This window comes from Caballeronia sp. M1242, from assembly GCF_017220215.1.
Taxonomy (GTDB): Bacteria; Pseudomonadota; Gammaproteobacteria; order Burkholderiales; family Burkholderiaceae; genus Caballeronia.
The window spans coordinates 2,703,642-2,724,841 of record NZ_CP071129.1; the positions used below are offsets into that span (position 1 = coordinate 2,703,642).

16 protein-coding genes are annotated in these 21,200 nt (G+C 60.8%); 11 read left to right on the plus strand and 5 right to left on the minus strand.

Going from position 1 to position 21,200, the window contains the following annotated elements; all coding sequences use genetic code 11:
• Positions 1–154: 154 nt before the first annotated feature.
• From JYK05_RS12665 to JYK05_RS12695, 7 genes are all read left to right on the plus strand, one after another.
• Positions 155–1,864: an isovaleryl-CoA dehydrogenase gene (locus JYK05_RS12665; protein ID WP_206467206.1), complete on the plus strand. Its 1,710-nt coding sequence runs from the start codon at positions 155–157 to the stop codon at positions 1,862–1,864.
• A 1,365-nt stretch (positions 1,865–3,229) separates the two neighbouring features.
• A complete protein-coding gene (locus JYK05_RS12670) occupies positions 3,230–3,859 on the plus strand; it encodes a hypothetical protein (RefSeq protein WP_206467207.1) in 630 nt (209 codons plus the stop codon).
• Positions 3,852–5,627: a hypothetical protein gene (locus JYK05_RS12675; protein WP_206467208.1), complete on the plus strand. Its 1,776-nt coding sequence runs from the start codon at positions 3,852–3,854 to the stop codon at positions 5,625–5,627. Before JYK05_RS12670 ends, JYK05_RS12675 begins: the two co-directional genes overlap by 8 nt.
• Complete coding sequence (locus JYK05_RS12680; RefSeq protein ID WP_206467209.1) at positions 5,599–7,251, plus strand: hypothetical protein; 1,653 nt, start codon at positions 5,599–5,601, stop codon at positions 7,249–7,251. The genes JYK05_RS12675 and JYK05_RS12680 overlap by 29 nt, the downstream gene beginning before the upstream one ends.
• A 156-nt stretch (positions 7,252–7,407) precedes the next feature.
• Complete coding sequence (locus JYK05_RS12685) at positions 7,408–9,546, plus strand: type I secretion system permease/ATPase (RefSeq protein WP_206467210.1); 2,139 nt, start codon at positions 7,408–7,410, stop codon at positions 9,544–9,546.
• Between the two features lie 91 nt (positions 9,547–9,637).
• Positions 9,638–10,987 (plus strand): HlyD family type I secretion periplasmic adaptor subunit, encoded by a 1,350-nt coding sequence (locus JYK05_RS12690; RefSeq protein WP_371826385.1) that lies wholly within the window; start codon positions 9,638–9,640, stop codon positions 10,985–10,987.
• Entirely contained in the window at positions 10,977–12,473 is a 1,497-nt protein-coding gene (locus JYK05_RS12695; RefSeq protein ID WP_206467212.1) for a TolC family protein, read from the plus strand. Before JYK05_RS12690 ends, JYK05_RS12695 begins: the two co-directional genes overlap by 11 nt.
• A gap of 206 nt (positions 12,474–12,679) precedes the next feature.
• On the opposite strand, the gene JYK05_RS12700 is transcribed toward JYK05_RS12695, so the two are convergent.
• The 5 genes from JYK05_RS12700 to fliE all read right to left on the minus strand — a co-directional run bounded on the left by JYK05_RS12700 (position 12,680) and on the right by fliE (position 15,958).
• Positions 12,680–12,982 (minus strand): EscU/YscU/HrcU family type III secretion system export apparatus switch protein, encoded by a 303-nt coding sequence (locus tag JYK05_RS12700; protein ID WP_206467213.1) that lies wholly within the window; start codon positions 12,980–12,982, stop codon positions 12,680–12,682.
• Complete coding sequence (locus tag JYK05_RS12705; RefSeq protein WP_206467214.1) at positions 12,979–14,334, minus strand: flagellar hook-length control protein FliK; 1,356 nt, start codon at positions 14,332–14,334, stop codon at positions 12,979–12,981. The genes JYK05_RS12700 and JYK05_RS12705 overlap by 4 nt, the downstream gene beginning before the upstream one ends.
• Positions 14,335–14,380: 46 nt before the next feature.
• Positions 14,381–14,710, minus strand: coding sequence for a flagellar protein FliT (locus JYK05_RS12710; RefSeq protein WP_175938520.1), 330 nt, complete (start codon positions 14,708–14,710; stop codon positions 14,381–14,383).
• 31 nt (positions 14,711–14,741) lie between these two features.
• Entirely contained in the window at positions 14,742–15,161 is a 420-nt protein-coding gene (fliS, locus tag JYK05_RS12715; protein ID WP_175938522.1) for a flagellar export chaperone FliS, read from the minus strand.
• A 428-nt stretch (positions 15,162–15,589) separates the two neighbouring features.
• On the minus strand, positions 15,590–15,958 hold the full coding sequence (fliE, locus tag JYK05_RS12720) for a flagellar hook-basal body complex protein FliE (protein WP_206467215.1): 369 nt from the start codon (positions 15,956–15,958) through the stop codon (positions 15,590–15,592).
• A 270-nt stretch (positions 15,959–16,228) separates the two neighbouring features.
• Here fliE and fliF point away from each other — a divergent pair, with 270 nt between their 5' ends.
• The 4 genes from fliF to fliI are packed head-to-tail and all read left to right on the plus strand — an operon-like array spanning position 16,229 to position 21,170.
• Complete coding sequence (fliF, locus tag JYK05_RS12725) at positions 16,229–17,992, plus strand: flagellar basal-body MS-ring/collar protein FliF (RefSeq protein WP_206467216.1); 1,764 nt, start codon at positions 16,229–16,231, stop codon at positions 17,990–17,992.
• A complete protein-coding gene (gene fliG / locus JYK05_RS12730; protein ID WP_206467217.1) occupies positions 17,982–18,977 on the plus strand; it encodes a flagellar motor switch protein FliG in 996 nt (331 codons plus the stop codon). The genes fliF and fliG overlap by 11 nt, the downstream gene beginning before the upstream one ends.
• The gene (gene fliH / locus JYK05_RS12735; RefSeq protein WP_206467218.1) at positions 18,970–19,650 is read left to right on the plus strand and encodes a flagellar assembly protein FliH; all 681 of its coding nucleotides are present in this window, start codon (positions 18,970–18,972) and stop codon (positions 19,648–19,650) included. Before fliG ends, fliH begins: the two co-directional genes overlap by 8 nt.
• Positions 19,644–21,170 carry a flagellar protein export ATPase FliI gene (gene fliI, locus JYK05_RS12740; protein ID WP_206467219.1) on the plus strand — a complete coding sequence of 509 codons (1,527 nt, stop codon included), beginning with the start codon at positions 19,644–19,646 and terminating at the stop codon, positions 21,168–21,170. Before fliH ends, fliI begins: the two co-directional genes overlap by 7 nt.
• Positions 21,171–21,200: the final 30 nt, after the last annotated feature.

Below are 21,200 nucleotides of genomic sequence, written 5' to 3' on the forward strand. Positions count from 1 at the left end.
GCGCCTCAGAAAACTTGTCGTCGTTGTGACAACCGGGCGCACTCGCCCGGCCGCCAATGAAGAGAGCGATGCCTCTACCCGTGCGCCGAAACGCCGGCCTATGATTCATGAATTCGAGATGGCTCCGACGCCGCCCGAGACAGGAGACCGCTGTATGAATGCTTCATCCGCCGATGCCCCCGCCAGCCGGTTCGGTCAGACGCACGAGGTCACGAATCAGGCGCCCCCGCTCGAGCGTTACGACGCGTTTGCCACCGATTGCGCGCTGGCGGCGGCGGTCGAGCGTGAAGGCGCCGGCTGGCACGCCGACGCCCTCTCGCGCGACGGCTGCGCGCTCACGCAGCCCGATGTTCTCGCGCTCGCCGATCTGGCCAACCGCCATACGCCGGAACTCGCGACGCACGATGCGCGCGGCGAGCGTATCGACGCGATCGAATTTCATCCCGCGTGGCACGAACTGCTGCGCCGGCTGCGGCACGAGGGACTGCACGCATTGCCGTTCGAACCGCACGCCCGCGCCGGCTCCATGGCCGCGCGTTGCGCCAGCTACTTTCTGCACGGCCAGCTCGAATCCGGTTCGCTGTGTCCGATCACGATGACGTTCGCCAGCATTCCGGTATTGCGCAACGAACCGGCTTTGTACGCGCGGCTCGCCGGACCGCTGCTGTCGCGCGAGCACGACCGGCGCGACATTCCGCTCGACGCCGGCAAGCGGTCGATGATGATCGGCATGGGCATGACCGAAAAGCAGGGCGGCTCGGACGTGCGCAGCAACCGCACGCGCGCCGAGCCGCTCGGCGCGGGCGGGCGCGGCGGCGAATACCGGCTCGTCGGACACAAATGGTTCTTCTCCGCGCCGCAGTGCGACGCGCATCTGGTGCTCGCGCGCGCGTCGGCCGAAGGCGGGCTGTCGTGCTTCTATGTGCCGCGTTTCGCGCCGGACGGCCGCAAGAACGCGGTTCACGTGCAGCGTCTGAAAGACAAGCTCGGCAATCGCTCGAATGCGAGCAGCGAGGTCGAATTCCTGGATGCCTACGGCGTCATGATCGGCGAGGAAGGTCGCGGCGTGCCGACGATCATCGAAATGGCGAACTTCACGCGGCTCGACTGCGTGATCGGCAGCGCGGCGCTCATGCGCGCGGCGCTCGTGCAGGCGATTCATCACGCGCGGCATCGGAGCGCGTTCGGCGCGCGGCTCGTCGATCAACCGTTGATGCGCAACGTGCTCGCGGATCTCGCTCTGGAATCAGAAGCCGCGACGCTGCTGTTCATGCGGCTCGCGGGCGCGTTCGAGCAGAGCGCGGCGGCAGGAAGCGCGCCGTCCGAGCGCGCGTGGCGGCGCATCGTGACGCCGGCCGCGAAGTTCTGGGTCTGCAAGCGCGCGCTCGAATTCACCGGCGAAGCCATGGAAGTCTGGGGCGGAAACGGCTATGTCGAATCCGGCCCGCTGGCGCGTTTCTATCGCGAAGCGCCGGTCAATTCGATCTGGGAAGGCTCGGGCAACGTGATGTGCCTGGACGTGCTGCGCGCGTTCGAGCGCGAGCAGGACGCGGCTCACGCGCTCCTCGACGATTGGCGCGACGCGGCATCCGCGCATCCGGCGCTGGGCGCAGCGCTCGGCGCGCTCATCGGAATGCTGACGGGCGATGCATCGGAAAGAGAAGCGTCGGCGCGGCGCATCGCGCAGCAGTTGGTCTCATGTGCGCAGGGCGTGTTGCTCGCGCGTCATGCGCCGGAGGACGTGGCGCAGGCGTTCATCGAAACGCGTCTGGGCGATGCACGGGGCGAAACGGGGCGCGTCTACGGCACGCTGCCGGCGCGGTTCGACCATGCGAGGATCGTGGCGCGGGCGTTTGCGGGCTAGTGCGACGGCGTGAGCGGGAGATCGCCGCGTAACGAAGCGTTCGGTGCAGCATCGAACTCGGCGGCGATTGCAGACGCCCGAGGTTCACAGAACAGTCTTAAACGCCCGATGCGATGTCGTAGGCGCCGTGCGTATGCGGCTTTACTTACCACATCGCGGGGCGCGTTGGTAATGTAACTCTGCGCCACGAGCGACGACGGAATGGGATCGACGTTGTCATGCCCGTCTGTTCGCGCTCAGCGACGCTAGAGGGACGCCCTGGACGAAAGCGTCATTGAGCCGGACTTGTTGGTCGGTCCTTGCGTCAATCGCATGTGCCGCGATGGGGTACTACAAGTTGCCGCCCGAACCATCGTGGATACCGATAATAGTTTCATAGGCCTAGATCCCTCTTAGTCAGACGTCGACGGACCTACGACGAAAACATACTCGCCGCAATCGAATTATTTCGATTATCGAAGCCATTGCCGTATGAAATACCAGTTAATTTTACAAGTCCACAACTTACAATATAAACGTTTTAGTGTTGTAATCTGGGTCTTGAAAGAACGTTGTGGAGCGCGTCGCCCGTGCAGCGCGGACGAAGCGGGTGCACAGTTGTTGCACGAACGTTTGACTCGACGAAGAGGCTGATTGGAATATAGGTTATTGGGCCATTTCAGACATTACGTCCCGAAGTCAATTTCTTATCCGCTTGGGGCTAGGGAACACGGCAACCGGAAGGGCAAAGGCAGTCGCAGTCGCTGGTGCGTTTAACCGAGCAACACCCTCGGGAATGCCCGGCGCGATTCAGTCGTTCGCAGAAAGCGAGGAGAGAATCTCAGCCCGTATTTCAGCGGGTTGAATTGATTCTTGGAAAGGAATCGATACTGTGTGTTTAACGGCGATCTTACTGGCGGACTTGTCATTTCCGCCGCGCGCTGAACTGCCTCCTATCGCGGGCTCGGCTCCCGGCGTCGAAGACTGCCGATAATGGTCCGCCCGCTGTTGGTATTTGCGGAGAGATGCTTACTGCAGGCACGTTCTAACGCTGGCCTCATACAACGAAGTTTGCGGCTAACAGTTCAGAAAGAATCCGATCTTCAAGAGACTTCAATGCAATACCAATCTGCTCAGAAGTTCGGCGTGGAACATCGTTCGCCGCACGAACCGGTCATTGCTCTCGCCTTGCCCGATATTGAGCGGACATGAGCTTTGGGTTAGCACGTGCGCCCACAGTCGGGTCGGGTCATCATGCTAGTCCGCTTTTGGCAGACCGATTGGCCGTAGAAACCTCTAGTGCCTCGAACTCAAATGTGACGTGATCTGATATGAAGGCATGTCGACGCCTAAAAGCAACTCCCGCCCAACTCTAGAATAAGTTCTATGCGGAAAAGAATCAAACATCAGATTCATGCCGATGTAGGTGAAGGACACTCATCTACGGACGAGGCCGTGCCGTGCACCGTTCGTCTGTTGCTTATATCAACTCTGCTTTTCTTGACGTCAGCGTGTGGTTCGGCCGTAACCGGTATTAACAGTCGAAGTGATGCACTCACTCAAAGCTTCCTGGCGACTCTTCAAGACTTCACTACGCAAGACTACTTGGACGAGCCAGAAAAGGTGGAGCGGCTCTTTGGGTTGAAGTTAGCGATGGGAGAGTGGAAATTTCGCAAGCTACTTCCGTTCAACTATGTGTCTCGGGATCGGGAATCAGTTGCATCGGGCCCATCGGTGAGATTCCCGTTCATCGACTATCGGAATGTTCATTATGACGAAAGCATTAAACCTGATGCCGTGCTTACGATCCTCTTCGTACCCCTACGGAGCGAATCAACATGCGTTCCGAAGATTGACGTACTGGAGCGCTTCGGTCCGCCGAATGATCGCGGTGGCTTCAAGAATGCGCTTCAATATAAGTTTGGCGGCACCAAGGGATTAATCGCTGTCTTTCAAAGCGATAGTAACGGGTGTCTGATAAGGGTCAATTTGTACAGGAATGACGGCAATGAGTGAACTTAAAACTATTACGGGAAACGAAGCTTTCTGGGGAGCCGCTGCTGGTAACCTTCCAGATGGGGCAGTTGCGCTAATGAATAAAAGTCCAACTTTGCTCGCGCAGTTATACCGCTACTCGGAAGACGTTGCCAGCGGGAAAATGCAACCGATTGCTATCCTAGCGAACACATCAAATAGCTTAAGCTTCGTGGGAAGCAACATTCAATTTGGGGGCTACGTGCTGACTTGGTCCGCGGAAAGGTTCGTAGGAAACCTTAGTCACGAACTGGGTCACTATGCGAACGTAGACAACGATCGCGATTACTTCAACGCTATAAATCCAAACCCAACCGATCCGAACGTCGGGGTCAACCTAGCACGGATCGGGCTCCGAGCTGAGGGCGAGGCAGTGTATTTCAACTGGGAGGTGAGGCAGGAAATCGCGGCGGCGGGAGGGGCGAACATCTATCTTAACGGCGACAATGATTCACCGACTCAACCGATTTTCACTGCGTTAACTCAGTTACATGCAAAAAACACGGTCGATGGACTACCAGCCGAACTTGATCGTATGACAATGGTCATGCTCGCCGCCAACATGTTTTCCTCACTGCATCCGAGCGGCACCGCTCCCGGGACCACTTATGCCGACGAGTATGGGAAAAATGGTGCGTTCGATCTAGAAGCGGCGGGTATCGCTCCAAAGGGTTTCGCATCCGGAAATAAGTTCGCGCAGCCGATTGGAGATCTGTGGGGGGGCGAACTTTCGGATACCTCAATGACGATACGCCTGCCGAACGGCCAGTCCCAACGTTTCGCGTTCTCCGACGAACTTATCAGCACGGCGGAAACCGTCGACCAGTTTGGAAACCTTGTCGCAACCACCGCATACACCCGGGGTTCAGACGGCAGCTATACCATGTCAATCCGTGACAGTATGGGAAGAGTCACGACTGACTATCAATTTCGACTAGATGGAACATCGATCCAAACCACATTCACTGGTAACAATCAACTCAAGCAACAGCTGGAATTCGGGACAAGTGGGAATCTCGTTTGCTCCGTCAAGGGTTCGATCTATGTAAACGGTATGCTATCGGAAGCTAACGTGTACGATTCCGAGGGAAAGCGGACCGATGTTCGACTCTATGATACGGCGACCGGCCTTCTGAAAGAAGATCGTCGATTCGACCCAGTAAGCGGTCAGCAACAGGCAACTACGCTCTACCGAGACGGTCTTCCTTATGCATCGGCGGATTTCGTTGACGGAAAGCAAATCAACTACAAGGCTATTGATTCCTTGACGGGCCTGATCACTGAAATTCGCAACTATGATCCCATCACGGGTAAGCTGATCGACCGTCAATACTTCTCCGATGGCAAGCTTACTGCGGAAAACGAATACAACGGCGATGGAGTTCGCACTAATTATGTGCTATTTGACCCCGGAACTGGTTTAATGATCGAAGACCGTCAGTTCGATGCGGTCACCGGTGCTCAAGTGCGCAACTTGTATTATTCGGAAGGGAAGTTAACCAACATTGCCAATATCAAGGACGGGCACCAAGTAGATTGGCAGAACATTGACGCCGCCGGTCGGGTCGCTTCGCAAAGCCTCTACAACGATAATGGCGTTCGGACGAACTATCAGGTTCTTGACCCCGCAACTGGAAGATTAATGGAGGATCGGCAGTTCGATGACGTAACCGGTACCCAGATCCGCAATGTGATCTACACTGGCGACCGCGTATCTGCAATTGCGAATCGTGAATGGGCGTCAGGCTGACTACCAGTACCTCGATGAAAGCGGTAACGTCACCGCAAGAAATCTCTATAACGACAAGGGCGTGCGGACCAACTATCAGATCGTGAACGCACAGACGGGAACAATTCTCGAAGACCGCCAGTTTGACGGAGTCACCGGCGCTCAAGTGCGTACTCTTTTTTATAGCGGCGATAAGCTCTCCGCTATCGCCGATTTTGCAAACGGACACCAAATCGATTACCTGTATGTAGATGAAAATCGCAATGTTGTTGCTCGAAACCTGTACAACCCGAACGGCATCCGGACGAACTATCAGCTGATCAGCCCGGCGACCGGTGAGCTGCTTGAAGATAGACAATTCGACGGCGTAACGGGAACCCAACTGCGCAACGTTTATTTCCAAGGAGGCAAGCCTGTCGCGATTGCGGACTTTGCGAATGGTCACCAAGTCAATTACCAATACCTGAATGATTTCGGTCGCGTCACTGCTCAGGTCCTGTTTAACGCGGATGGTGGAAAGACGAACTACCAGCGCATGGATCCGACCAGCGGGAAGATTGAGGAGGATCAGCAGTTCGACGGCGTGACCGGAGATCATTTGCGAAATCTGCACTACGAGGACGGTCGCCTTGTCGGTGAAGCAGATTTCGTTAGTGGCAAGCAGGTCAACTGGAAGGTTATCGAACCAACCTCAGGCGCCATCACTCAGGTGCAGAACTACGACCCTGCAACTGGCAAGATGACATCCAAGTGCACCTTCACTGACGGGCATTGCGCTGTAGCTACCTACGATGCTGACATCGTCTGGGTGGAAACGGAGGTGCACGCTACCTTAGATCTCAACAGTGCAGTTGTCACGAGATACTGGACGCAAGAAGGGCGTCTTCACCGCTCGTGGACTGACGGCGCAGGACAAACTGGAGAGTCAGTCTATAACGGAAGCTCCATATCTTCCGGGCTCCTACATAGCGAGTTCACGGATACGGATGGATGGCGTCACATGCAAGATTACCAAAATGGGCAAGGCATCGATTACGTTAAGGATGCAAATGGTAATCTGAAGTACAAAGCGACTGACGCAAAGGATTCTTCGAATCGCACAGTCTTGATCCAATATTCTGATGGCCACACGAACATTATCAATGGTCGACTCAGTGAGGCTGCAGAGGCGTCGGCAAGCCTCTCGGGTGCGTCTGGCGTTACTAGCGTGATCGTACCGTACACGCCGCCTGTTTCGATTAACTCAGCGCCAGTTCAGTCTGGTGGCAGAGTTCTGCCCGCGGACTCCTATGGCAATGTCGTGAACACGCCACCAGCGGCAAGAGACTCAGATTGCCGCTGGAATCCGCCTGCAGAGACGTGCATCTTGGTGATAGCGAACCCGACGCTCCAGGGCGCACGTTTGCGTATTGCTAGCTCCGAGGATTCAGACGTTGTACTTGCTTTGGAGAGCGACGGCGAATCGCCTTCTCGCGGCGTCCAAGCCAGTCTAGGTGGCGATTGCTGCACGGCGCAAAACGTACAAACTCAAGTAGACAAGCTCATTTCGGATATGGCCGGGTTTAACAGTTGTAGCGTGGCCACTATAGTGCCCCGATCCAACGACTCGACGGTCGAGGTGGCCTTGGCAGCTGCGAACTGTTGATGGTCGGACCTCTCGCAGGGGCCTTTTCATCCGAAAGACGTGGAGACATGTAATTGGCTCCCGCACATTACGCGTGGCTATTCGCACTCTAAGAGGTGCGAATAGCGTCGTCTCCTATCGGGCATTCGTTCGATCGCACACGCACCGTTGGTCTCTATGTTCTCAAATAATACGTCTCAACTCGATCACCGCCACGTCTCAGTCGACGCAGGGCTAGCTTCGCTTGTCGTAATTGCGCGCTTTCACGGCATTCAGGCAGAGGAAGCCCAACTTCGTCATGCCGCTGGTTTAGATTCTCCGGCTGAGCCAGGCACGCTGATCCGGGCTTCTCGGTCCATCGGACTGAAGGCGAGACTCGTTCCATTCGATGTGAGCAGAGTCTCCCGGATGCCGCTACCCGCGCTCGTGCTTGATCGCCACGGCGAGCATTTTGTCATGGCTCGCTGCGACGGGACATCGGCTCTGGTGTTAAATGCCGGCACACGCGTGTCAACCATCGTCCGATTTGATGAGGTCATTGCACGATCGTCCGGCCAGGCGATCCTATTTACTTCTCGCGCTTCCCTTTCCGGCGATCTCGCCCGCTTCGATTTCTCGTGGTTCATCCCCGCGATGATCCGCTACAGGCACTTGCTGCTCGAAACCGTAGGCCTGTCCGTTGTTTTGCAGCTCTTCGGGCTTGTCACCCCTATGCTCTTTCAAGTGGTGATGGACAAAGTGCTCGTGAACCACACGAACAGCACTTTGATCGTTGTTTGTGTCGCGCTATTGATTAGCTCTGTATTCGAAGTTCTACTGACAGGAATTCGCAATCATACTTTCTCGCATACAGCCAACCGGATTGACGTCGAACTCGGCGCCCGCCTTTTCCGGCACTTAGTTGCGCTGCCACTTCCTTACTTCGTCAGTCGACGGGTCGGAGACACCGTTGCCCGCGTGCGCGAATTGGAGAGCATCCGCAACTTTCTAACAGGACAGGCACTCACGGCTAGCATCGATCTGATCTTCTCCGTGATCTTCATTGCTGTGATGTGCATCTACAGTGTGTGGCTTACGCTCATTGTTGTAATTTCGTTGCCCGTTTATGCCGCGATCTCTGCTGGTATTACGCCCGTTCTGCGTGTACGTCTAGATCTGAAATTTGCGCGTGGAGCAGATAACCAGTCGTTTCTCGTCGAGAGCGTTTCGGGCGTGGAAACCGTCAAGGCAATGGCCTTGGAGCCTCAGTTTATTAGGCGCTGGGAAACGCAGCTAGCCGACTATGTAGCAGCAGGTTTTCGGGTGACGTCTCTCGGCAACGTCGGGCAACAGGGAATCCAGTTAGTTGGAGAACTCGTTACCGTTGCCACGCTCTTCCTTGGAGCCAAACTCGTAATCAGTGGAAAGTTGACGGTCGGGGCTCTCATCGCATTCAACATGATGTCACAACGAGTGGCTGCGCCTGTTCTCCGTCTTGCGCAACTGTGGCAGGATTTTCAGCAAGTAGGGATTTCCATGAGTCGACTCGGGGATATTCTCAACACGCGCACAGAGTCAGTCAAGAGCCGCACGACGCTGTCTTCGGTTCAAGGGGGCGTTAGCTTTGATGGGGTCCACTTTCGTTACCGACCAGACGGGACAACAGTTCTTCAAGACGTCTCTCTCGAGAATCATGCGGGAAATGTTGTAGGAATCGTCGGACGATCGGGTTCAGGAAAGAGCACGCTGACCAAGCTATTGCAGCGTCTATATATCCCCGAGCAAGGGACCGTTCGCATTGACGGTATCGATCTTGCTTCGGCCGATCCGGCTTCGCTTCGCCGGCAGATTGGCGTCGTGCTCCAAGAGAACCGGCTGTTCAATCGCTCGGTTCGCGAAAACATCAGCCTTGCTGACCCGAGTGCCTCGTTGGAAACCGTCATACACGCCGCTAAGCTCGCTGGCGCGCACGAGTTCATCTGTCAACTGAAGGAGGGTTATGACACGGTCGTCGGTGAGAACGGGTCGAATCTTTCTGGCGGTCAGCGGCAACGCCTTGCGATTGCGCGGGCTTTGCTTACCAATCCCCGCATACTCATCTTTGATGAGGCAACCAGTGCGCTCGACTTCGAAACTGAACGCATCATACAGAACAACATGAAGGCTATGAGCGCCGGCCGCACCGTCCTCATCATCGCTCACCGCCTGACTGCGGTGCGTGACGCCGACCTGATCGTGGCTATGGACAAGGGAAAAATCGTCGAGAGAGGTACTCATGACGAACTCATTGCGTTGCAGGGCTATTACGCCCAGCTTGTTTCGCTTCAGAATCGCTAGAAAGAGGTAGCTCAACTCAATGCAACTCCGATTACAGGCGCTAGTCGAATTGCTCCGCCGATATGCGTCGACTTGGCACTCGGCGTGGGCCGTGCGTCGAGAGTCCGACATACCCGCGAAGCTGGAGCATGAACTAGCCTTCCAGCCCGCACATCTTGAGATCATCGAGAAGCCCATTCACCCCGCTCCGCGTTGGGCCGGTCGTGCAATTGCGCTGCTTGCGCTGCTTATTGCCCTCGTGACCTTCGTTGGACAACTGGACATTGTTGCAACCGCGCGAGGGAAACTCGTCCCAACTGCACGTGTCAAGATTATTCAGCCGGCCCTAACCGGAGTGGTGCGCGAAATCGCCGTGCGTGACGGCGAGCGCGTACAAGAAGGCCAAATGCTAGTGAGACTGGATGCAACGCAGGCAGCCGCCGATGAAGAGAAAGCCAAGTCGTCACGGCTGGACGCAGCGCTGGCAGTAGCACGCGCACAAGCGTTGCTCGGTGCACTGAGCTCGTCTGCGGAACGGCCCGTAGTTGGCGACGTAGATGGTGCGCCGCCCGAGCGCTTAGCAGACCTTCAAAGACAGGTCGAAGGCGTGTGGACGGAGTATTCGGACAGGCTAGCTTCGGCTCATTCCGGCGTCGTCAAGCGCGCCGCCGAAATGCAGGGTACACGCTCACAAATCGCGATGCTAGAGGCGACTGTTCCGCTGGCGCGCGCCCAAGCGGACGACTATCGCGCGCTCAGTGCCGATCAGTACGTCGCTCGTCACGACTATCTGCAGAGAGAGCAAGAAGCGATCCAACAAGAGCACGATCTGGCGGTACAACGTAGTCACCTTCGCGAACTTGCGGCGGGATTGGAAGAACAGCGCGCCAACGCAGCGACGATTGCATCGCAATTCAGGCGCGAGCAACTGGACGCGCTTGAGAAGGCCACACAAGCCTTGACACAAGGCCGCAATGACGAAATCAAAGCACGCACGCGCGAGGCACTTATGAGTCTCAGTGCTCCAGTTGCGGGCACTGTTCAGCAGCTCGCCACGCATACCCTCGGAGGGGTTGTGACTACGGCGCAGGCCTTGATGGAGATCGTTCCCGATGACGCACTCGAGGTGGAGGCCACTGTTGAGAACAAGGATATCGGGTTCGTCAAGGTCGGCCAGCGCGCAGCCGTGAAAATCGAGGCGTTTCCTTATACTCGGTACGGCCTTCTTGAGGGCGAGGTTGTATCTGTAGCCAACGACGCAGCGAGAGACCAGCGGCAGGGGCTTGTTTTCACGGCACGCATACGGTTAAAGCACAACCGGATCCAGGTCGACGACAGATGGATCCCGCTAACGGCGGGCATGGCGGTGACCGCAGACATCGCAACCGGCCGACAAAGTGTGGCGCAGTATTTTCTCGGCCCGCTGATGGAAGGTGCACTGGAGGGCATGCATGAACGGTAAGCTCATCATCTTGTGCGCGACGTCGCTTTTGACCTTCCTATGTGCTGCAGGACATGCGTATTCCTTCGATCCCCTGCTGACCGAGGTCAGCGGGTCATTCGACAACCGAGCTCCGACGCTGGCAGGAACGCAATCCTGTCACTTCGGGAGAATGGGAGGTTTGCTCGGAGCGGCGGAAGCCATCTCGAGAGCGCTTTGCAACAATCCGAAGACGCGCGAGAGATGGGCTAACGTCAAGGCCGAAGCAGCCGCAGTTGGCGTGGCTCGTGCCGCGCTCCTGCCTTCGGTCACGGGCAGTTGGCGTAGCTTGCGCGAAACGTCGGTGACCGACGTAGCCGGTCGACCACAGTTGAGTTCCCGCTCGCAGGCGACGCTCCGTACAACAATTGCCTCACTCAATTGGGTGCTGATGGACTTCGGCGCGCGTACATCAGACATGCGCAGCGCCGTCGAAACGCTAGCAGCAGCCGAGGCGGAAGAGGATGCGGTGCTCCAGGAAACATTCGCCACTGCGGCGAATGACTACAACACAGCCCAGACAGCTGAGGCCGGATTAGATGTGGCGCGCGAAGTGGAACACACGATGCGCGAAAGCGCGGCCGCTGCGCAAGTGCGCGTCGACAAGGGGGCGGCGCCAATCTCAGATGCTTTGCAAGCACAAACGCAACTCGAACAGGCCGTCGCCGACGTCAATAGGGCCGAGGGCGAACTACGGACGGCCTTGGGCGTGCTGGCGGCCGACATGGGATTGCGGCCAGATGAGCCAATCGTTGTCGAACGTGCGGGTGAAGCCTTGTTGCCGGCCCCTGTATTAAACGAGTCCATCGGCGCGTTGATCGACGATGTGCGACGCACTCACCCCGCAGTTAGAGTTGCCGAAGGTAGATACGAGGCGGCAGTTTCCAAGATTGGAAGAGCGCGCGCAGACGGTCTTCCGAGCCTAAGTCTGGTTGCGGAGTATAGTCGTAACAACCAACCGGCGAGTCCTGGACTGGGCACCGCGAGTTTCCCTGCCATTTCCCACCAAGCCTATATCGGCGTGCAAATCAGCATTCCGTTCTTCGATGGATTCGCACGTCACTATCAGGTAGAACACGCACACGCAGAAGCAGATGTTCTGGAAAGTACGCTGGAGCTGGCTCGGGATCGAGCAGGGTTGGAGGTCTGGCGGGCGTGGCAGTCTCTATGTACTGCGACAACCCAGGTTACGCAAAGCGAAAAACTGTTGACACTGGCCCGGCGGGCATATGAAGCTTCTCGCCGCCGTTACGGTGCAGGCGTCGCCGATATACTTGAACTTCTGAACACCCAAGCGACTTTGGCGGGTGCGCAACAGAGACGCATCCGCTCGATTGGAGACTGGCGCAAAGCCCGTATCGACCTTGCGTCAAAGCGAGGCCAGCTAAACATCGCAGATCTAGACGAGTCACGTATGGTTCAGGATCCGATGAGCACACGCCCGGAGCCTGTCCAGAACGTGCCATAGGGCGCCCCATTTCGCAGGGCACAACGGGCTAAGACTCTTACAGCAAGAGCTCAGACAAGTGTTCAGGAGCGGCTCTTCGGTATTGCGGATAGCAACCGCCGCCTGTTTCTGCCAAGGACGCGCCCAAGACTCTGCTGCCATGCGCTCGAGCTACAAGCCGCTGCCGCCGACGCACGCAACGATTTCTTTGCCGGCAACGACCACCCTCACCGCACCGCCCGCCCCGCCTCCCGCAGCGGCTCTTCGTTCTCCAGCCGATACACCCACGAAAGCAGTTCCGCCACCGCCTGATACAGCGCGGGCGGAATATGCGCGTCGAGGTCCACCTGCATCAGCAGCGAGACCATGTCCGGCGATTCGTGCACGTAGACGCCCGCCTCTTTCGCGCGCTGCACGATCATTTCCGCGACGATCCCATAGCCCTTCGCAACGACGCGCGGCGTCGCTTCGCGATTGCCGGCTTCGTAGGTAAGCGCGGTCGCCTGCTTGCGGCCGTACGGCGTGCTCATGTCGCGCCTCCTTCATTGCGCGGCGACGCGCGAAACAGATGTTCGAGCGGCGACCGAACCGGCTTCGGCGCCGCATGGCCTGCGTCGTGCGCGACATCGGTGCCCGCCGCGCCGTCGATCGAACGCACCGAAAACGACGCCAGCGCGATGCCCGCCGCATCCAGTTGACGCGCGAACGCCGCGCCATCCGCCGCGAGCCGGGCCGCGCCCTTGTCGCTCGCGTTGATGCGCGCGACGAGCTTCTCTCCGCTCAGGACCAGTTCGGCGTCCACGGTGCCGAGCGCCGGCAGCGACAGCGTGATGCGGGTGCGCCACGCGCGCTCCTCCGCCGACGGTTCCGACGTACGGGCATCGCGCGGCTCGCGGGCGATTTCCCATTCGAAGCGCGTGCCCGGCCACGCCTCGCCTTGCCAGCGGAACTGCCCGTTTGCGAGAAGATCGAGCTGCTGGCGCACGATGTCGAGCGTCGCCGGATGCACGCCCGCCGCCACCGAAGCCTGCATCGCCGACCCCGAACCGGACGGCGCGGGCTGCGCGCTCGCACTGCTCGCGCTTGCGGCTCCGCTCTGCGAATTCGAAAGGGCCGACGCGGGCGCGTCGCGCACCGACGCGGCGAGCGCCGCCGCCTGCTGCGGCGTCTGCGGCATCTCGACGGCGCGCGCGGGCGTCGGCGGGTCGGCGTCGTGTAGATCGGGGAAAGCGGGCGACGCGGCAAACGCCGGCGCAGCGTGCGCCGCGTCCGGCGCGCCTTCGTTTGCCAGATCGAACGGCAGCGACAACGCGCGCGGATCGACGCGGGCCTGCGGCTCGTTGCCGAGCGAGGCTGCCGTGCGCTGGCCTGCGAGCCACTGCGCGAGATGCGATTCGTAGAAGAGCCCGCTTTCGCCGACGGTCTTCGCCAGCTCGCCCGCCAGCACCGACGCCGGCAGCGGCGGCAAGTTCTGGCTCGCGGCGCGCGCCGCCGCGACGGCGGCGGCGTTCGACGAGAACGCTGTATCGAAAAGACCGGTGGTGAGCGCGGCGAACGCGCTCGCGGGGCGCGGCGGCGTCGGCCACAACGGGGCGTCGCCGATAACGGCCGACGCCGTGCCGGACAAGCGCGAGATGACGTCGAGCGTGCGCGCGACGCTGGAAAGCTCGGTCTGCGCCGATGCCGCAGGGCCCGCGCCCGCCGCGCCGGATTCGGGCGTGTCGGGCGTATCGACCGTGGCGGACGTGCCCGCCTGCGTCGTCGTGCGTCCCGCAGCGGCGCCCGCCGCGCCGTTCACCGCGTCGGCTGCGCGGATCGCGGAAAGGACGAGGTCCGAGCGGCCGGCCAGGAGCGTTGCTATCGCGGAGTCGAATCCTGTCATGCCGAGATTCCTCAAGTACGTCCGCGAAGCCTCGCGGCGTGTCTGCCTAACGCAGTCCTATCATCTTTTTGAGCACGCGCGCCGGACTGTTGACCGCGAAGAGCGCGGACAGACGCGCGAGACTCGGCGATGTCAGGTCGCGGATGGCGGCGTCGTCGGCGAGAATCTTCTTCACGAGGTCCAGCTTGCGTGCCCGCGCGGTCTCGTCGAGCGCCGATGCGTGATCGGCGTCCTTCAACTGCTCGACGAGGTCGCGATACGTGCCCTGCATCGCCTTCAAATCGCCCAGGTCGCCTTCGCGCGCCGCTCTCAGCATCTGGGCGGACAGCGCGGCAATGGCTTCGTAGTGAGCGAAGTATTCTTCTGTCGTTTTCATTCTTCTGCGGCAGTCGCCCACCGATTTTCGTTCAGACGGCCGCGGCGGTCATTTGCGCCACTTCCGGTCCGATACCGACCCACGCTTCCTCGAGCGTCGCCAGCAGATTGTCGACTTCCACGAGCATCGTCTCGCTCTGCTCCATGTTCGCCTGCAAGAGACGGCGCGTCATGTACGAATAGAGCGCGTCGAGCCGCTGCGCGATTTCGCCGCCCGCGTCCTTGTTGAGCGCCTGCTGGAGCCCGCTTTCGACGATGCTGATTGCCTTGCCGATCGCCTGGCCGCGCGCGCCCACGTTGTTCTGCTGCGTATGCATGCGCGCCTGCGCGATGGCCTGCCGCGCGCCCTGATAGAGCATCACGATGAGCCGGTGCGGGCTGGCTCCCATGACGCCGGTCTGAACGCCGACGCGCGCATATGCGTTGGCTCCCGCCTGTCCCTGCGAAAACATCGATGGCTCCTGTCTCGACGACTGTTACGGCTTTTCGCCCCGGTTAGCCGGCGCGCGCGTTCGCGCGTGCCTCGGCCCCGTCTCGTCCCGTGCAAATCCATGCAGCCGGCGAGCGTGGCTCGAAGCCTTCACCCGCGCCGCCTGCAACCTGTAATTTCCCGCGACGCGGAGCACGCGGCATGTCGCCGTGTCGCTCCCGCGTCTGCCCGGCCTTTGCCGGCCTGCGAACATCCGCGCCGGCTCGAAATACGAAGGCGCGGCTCGCTTTCGCGAGCGAACCGTCGTTCGCCGGGCTGCTAACGGGGTTATCGGAGAAACGCGCAAAAGCTTTAGGGCGCAAGGGTTTGAGGGCGAAAACCAAGAGCAGGCCACGAACAAAGCCACGCTCGAAGGACTGAATCGGAACGGTCGGCGGCGCTCGCCGGGCGTTAGACGGAGATCTGCATGATGTCGTTGTACGCGCTCACGAGCTTGTTGCGCACCTGCAAGCCGAACTGAAGGCCGACGTTGGCCTTCTGCATGTCCACCATCACGTCGTTGAGCGAAACGTTCGGCGCGCCGATTTCGAATGCATGCGCCTCGTTGAGCGCAGTCGTCTGGTTGGCGCTGATCTTGTCGATGGACGACTTGAGCGCGTCCGCGAAGCTGCCTGCGGTGGCCGCGCCCGAACCCGCGCTTTGTCCGGTCACCGCGCCGGACGACACCGTGGCCGCGCTGCCCGCGCCGCCGGCGGCCTGCGCCGACATCGACTGAATGGCGCTCATCGCGGCGGATAGCGGATTAATCGGAAAGTTCATATTGACTCCGTGTGACAGCAAATTGATGCAGACCGTGAAATTGCCGGCGTCTGGCCGGCTCGGACGGGCCGGTAAAAATGGCTCGTCCGGGTATGAAAAAGATTAGCAGCGGGCCCCGTTTCGAAGCGTACGAAGAACGGGGAAAACCCCGCTCTATTCACCGAATCGACTTGCAAGGTAGTGCGGATAATCCATCTCGTGAAAAGACTTCCTCAACCGCGGACCACACTGCGGCGCGGGAAGAAGCCAAGATTCGGAGCTTCGACGCTAATGGAAACGCCCAACAACTCATTGATCACGCCCGACGCCAGAATGGGCCTGGCGGGTGCGCAGCCGGGCGCGGCAGGCGCGCCTGCGGCGGGCGCGGGCCTTTCCGCCGGCGGTTTCGCGCAGCGGGTGCCAATGCTTTCGCAGTTTCGCTCGAACCCGCGCGTGCCGCTGATCGTCGCCGTCGCGATTCTGGCGATGGTCGTCGCCGGTCTCGTGATGTGGTCGCGCCAGCCGGACTATCGCGTGCTGTTCAGCAATCTGTCGGATCGCGACGGCGGCGCGATCGTGACCGCGCTTCAGCAGGGCAACATTCCCTACAAGCTGTCCGACGGCGGCGGCGCCATTCTCGTGCCGGCCGAGCAGGTTCACGAAACGCGTCTGCGTCTCGCGAGCCAGGGCTTGCCGAAGAACGGCTCGGTCGGCTTCGAACTGATGGACAACCAGAAGTTCGGCATCAGCCAGTTCGCCGAGCAGATCAACTACCAGCGCGCGCTCGAAGGCGAGCTGGAGCGCACCATCGGTTCGATTTCGTCGGTGAAGTCGGCGCGCGTGCATCTCGCCATTCCGAAGCCGAGCGTGTTCGTGCGCGACAAGGAACTGCCGACCGCTTCCGTGATGGTGAACCTTTACCCCGGCCGCGTGCTCGACGAAGGCCAAGTGCTCGCGATCGCGCACATGGTGGCCTCGGGCGTGCCGGACATGCCGGTCAAGAACGTGAATATCGTCGATCAGGACGGCAACCTGCTCACGAGCCAGAGCGCCGTCAACGGTCTCGACGCGTCGCAACTGAAGTACGTGCAGCAGATCGAGCACAACACGCAAAAGCGCATCGACGCGATTCTGTCGCCGCTCTTCGGCGCGGGCAATGCGCGTTCGCAGGTGAGCGCCGACATCGACTTCTCGAAGCTCGAACAGACCGCAGAAAGCTACGGCCCGAACGCCAACCCGCAGAACACGGCGATCCGCAGCCAGCAGTCGAGCGAATCGAGCGAAACGTCGGGCAGCGGCGCCTCGGGCGTGCCGGGCGCGCTCTCGAACCAGCCGCCGCAGCCGGCGTCCGCGCCGATCGACGCCGCCGCGTCGGGCACGACCGCGACGCGTTCCACGCCGACCAATCTGCGCAAGGACACGACGACGAACTACGAAGTGGATCGCACCGTGCGCCACTACGAGCAGGCGACGGGCGGCATCAAGCGTCTGTCCGTGGCGGTGGTCGTCAACTACGAGCGCCAGGTCGATGCGAAGGGCAACGTCACGATGAAGCCGCTCGCCGCCGACAAGCTCGCGCAAGTGCAGCAGCTCGTGAAGGACGCGATGGGCTTCGACGAGAAGCGCGGCGATTCGGTCAACGTGGTGAATAGCGCGTTCTCGTCGGACGCGGACCTGACGCCTGCGGTGCCCTGGTGGCGCACGCCGGACATGATTGCGCGCGGCATCTCGCTCGCGAAGTACGTGGGTATCGGCATCGTCGCGCTGTTCCTCTACTTCAGCATGGTGAAGCCGGCAATGCGCCGCGCGTTCCCGCCGCCGCCGGAAGAAGCGCCCGCGCTCGCCGCAGCCGACGAACTCTCGCTGCTGGACGGTCCCACGCTTGGCGGCGAAGCGAAGCAGGACGAAGACAAGGATGCCGAGGTCAGCCTCCTCGGTCATGAAAGCAACAAGGCCAAATTCGATCGAAATCTCGACTACGCGCGAATGGTCGCGCGCCAGGACCCGAGAATCGTTGCGACGGTCGTGAAGAACTGGGTGTCCGATGAACGCTGAAGGTCTCAATAAAGCCGCGCTCCTCCTGATGTCGATCGGAGAGGAAGAAGCCGCCGAAGTTTTCAAGTATCTCGCCCCGCGCGAGGTGCAGAAGATCGGCGCCACGATGGCGGCGCTCAAGAACGTGACGCGCGAGCAGCTCGACAACGTGCTGACCGAATTCGTCGGCGAAGCCGAAAAGCACACGGCGCTTTCGCTGGATTCGAGCGAGTACATTCGCTCGGTGCTGACGAAGGCGCTCGGCGAGACGAAAGCCGGCGCGCTCATCGACCGCATTCTGCAAGGCAGCGATACGAGCGGTATCGAAGGCCTCAAGTGGATGGACTCGGGCGCGGTCGCGGAACTCATCAAGAACGAGCATCCGCAGATCATCGCGACGATTCTCGTGCACCTGGATCGCGATCAGGCGTCGGAAATCGTGTCGCTGCTGAACGACCGCCTGCGCAACGACGTGCTTCTGCGCATTGCGACGCTCGACGGCATTCAGCCGGCCGCGCTGCGCGAACTCGACGACGTGCTCACGACGCTGCTTTCCGGCAGCGACAACCTGAAGCGCGCGCCGATGGGCGGCATTCGCACGGCGGCGGAGATTCTCAACTTCATGTCGAGCAATCACGAAGAAGGCGTGCTCTCGAACGTGCGCGAGTACGACGCGGAACTGGCGCAGAAGATCATCGACCAGATGTTCGTGTTCGAAAACCTGCTCGACCTGGAAGACCGCGCGATCCAGTTGCTGCTGAAGGAAGTGGAGTCGGAAACGCTGATCGTGTCGCTGAAGGGCGCGCAGCCCGGGCTGCGTCAGAAGTTCCTCTCGAACATGTCGCAGCGCGCGGCCGAACTGCTCGCCGAAGACCTCGATTCGCGCGGTCCGGTGCGCGTGTCGGAAGTCGAGCAGCAACAGCGCAAGATTTTGCAGATCGTCCGCAATCTGGCGGAAAACGGCCAGATTCAGCTAGGCGGCAAGGCGGAGGACGCGTATGTCTGACGCCGCCACCCAGAACCGGGGCGAGAAGGCGCCCGTCTCCGCGTATCAACGCTGGGAGATGGCGTCGTTCGATCCCGTCACCGTCGACAACAGCGCGGCGGAACAGGCGGCGCTCGAAGCGCATCTGCGCCGCATCGAAGAAGACGCGCACGCGCACGGCGTCGCCAAGGGGCACGTCGCCGGTCAGGCGCTCGGCTATCAGGCGGGCTTCGAGCAAGGTCACGCGAAGGGTTTCGAGGACGGCCGCAAGGAAGCGCTCGCGCAGGCCGCGCAACTCGCGCAGATCGCCGATGCGTTCAAGACCGCGCTTCAGGCCGCCGACGCCGCCATCGCGGAAACGCTGGCCGGGCTGGCCGTCGATATCGCGCAGCAGGTCGTGCGTCAGCATCTGGCGCTCGATCCGACCGCGCTCGTCGCCGTCGCCCGTGAAGTGATCGCCGCCGAGCCGGAACTGTCGGGCGCGCCGACGCTGATCGTGAGCCCGGCGGACTTGCCGATCGTCGATTCGTATCTGAAGGATGAACTGGAATTGGCGGGCTGGACGGTGCGTCCGGACCCGGCCATCGAACGCGGCGGCTGCAAAGCGCACGCCGCGACCGGCGAAATCGACGCGACCAACGCGTCGCGCTGGGAACGCGTCGCTGCCGCGCTCGGGAGGAACAAGCCGTGGTGAACCATCGCATCACGCAGGACGGGCTGTCCGCGCTGGAACAGGAAATCGCGCGGGCGTCGTTCGGGCCGCTCGCGAGCGAAGAAGCCGCAGGCGACGCCGCGCCGGACGCGCACGCCGCGCACACCATCGCCGAACTCGCGAAGCTCGCGGGCAATCCGCACATCGACGCGTGGCGCGACAAGCTCGACGCGATGAAGTCGCGCAACGCCATCGCCAAGCCGCTGCGTCCGTGCGGGCGCCTCACGCGCGCCGCCGGCCTCGTGCTCGAAGCGGTCGGGCTGAAGATGGGCGTCGGCTCCGAATGCATGATCGAACTGCCGCCCGGCAGCGCGATCCCGACGGCGGAAGCCGAAGTCGTCGGCTTCGCGGGCGACAAGCTGTTTCTGATGCCGACCACCGAAATGGGCGGCCTCTTGCCCGGCGCGCGCGTGTATCCGCTGGAAAGCGCGCCGATCAACGATCCGATGGCGGGCGCGAAGCGTCTGCCGGTCGGCTGGGAAATGCTCGGCCGCGTGGTCGATGCGTCCGGCCGTCCGCTCGACGGGCTCGGCCCGCTCGGCGCGAAGGTCGATGCGCCGCTCGCCGCGCCGGTCATCAACCCGCTGAATCGCGAGCCGATTCACAAGGTGCTCGACGTGGGCGTGCGCGCGATCAACTCGCTGCTCACGGTCGGGCGCGGACAGCGCATGGGCTTGTTCGCGGGTTCCGGCGTCGGTAAGTCGGTGCTGCTCGGCACGATGGCGCGCTATACGAGCGCGGAAGTGATCGTGATCGGGCTGATCGGCGAACGTGGCCGCGAAGTGAAGGAGTTCATCGAACAGATTCTGGGCGAGGACGGTCTCGCGCGCTCGGTCGTCGTGGCCGCGCCTGCGGACGTGTCGCCGGTGCTGCGGATGCAGGCCGCCGCGTACACGACTTCGCTCGCCGAATATTTCCGCGATCAGGGCAAGCACGTGCTGATGCTGATGGATTCGCTCACGCGCTACGCGATGGCACAGCGCGAGATCGCGCTCGCGATCGGCGAGCCGCCTGCGACCAAGGGCTATCCGCCTTCGGTGTTCGCCAAGCTGCCGGCGCTCGTCGAGCGTACCGGCAACGGGCCGGAAGGCGGCGGTTCCATCACGGCGTTCTATACGGTGCTGACCGAAGGCGACGACCAGCAAGACCCGATCGCCGACTCGGCGCGGGCCATTCTGGACGGCCATATCGTGCTGAACCGGTCGCTGGCGGAGGCGGGGCATTACCCGGCCATCGACATCGAGCAGTCCATCAGCCGCGCGATGACTTCGCTCATCGACGACAAGCATCTCGAACGCGTGCGTCTTTTCAAGCAGATGCTGTCGCGCTACCAACGCAACCGCGATCTCATCAACGTGGGCGCGTATTCGAGCGGCCGCGACGCGCTGCTCGACCGCGCGATCGCGCTGTATCCGCGGATGGAGTCGTTTTTACAGCAAGGTTTTCGTGAGCAGGCAAATTTCGAACCGAGTCTTGATTTGTTGCATCAGCTTTTCGACTAGTATTCGAGCCATTCGTCATAAGAACACGTA